1 pseudogene is annotated in these 366 nt (G+C 35.8%); it reads left to right on the forward strand.

Annotated elements, in window-relative coordinates:
• A pseudogene (locus CWC11_RS23165) lies at window positions 1-366 on the forward strand (hypothetical protein); the annotation flags it as partial.

A 366-nucleotide genomic window follows, 5' to 3' on the forward strand; every position in this document is an offset into this window, starting at 1 on the left:
TGTTTAGTGATATGGAATGCGGGGAGTTGTTAGAGTGGGAAGTCAAGGACGGTATAAAATACACAGAACCAAAGGCTGGCTATTACACTAGTCATCAAAGCATTGTGTATAACCAACAAGAAATACTAAACACACTAGAAACCATCGACCAGCAAAACAACACCTATATAACACGATTGCTATTTGCTCAAGCTATAGTGAATTTAGAAACCTACCTCTCAGATACTTTCCGATTCTTTGTTTTAATCGACCAAGACAAGATACATAAATCAATACTTAATGATCCAAACCTTAGAAAAGAGAAGTTCACTCTAGAACAGATAATTAAATCACCTAACATAGCTAGAGCTGTAGTGAAAAAAGAGT

This window comes from Pseudoalteromonas sp. S3178, from assembly GCF_005886985.1.
Classification (GTDB): Bacteria; Pseudomonadota; Gammaproteobacteria; order Enterobacterales; family Alteromonadaceae; genus Pseudoalteromonas; species Pseudoalteromonas carrageenovora.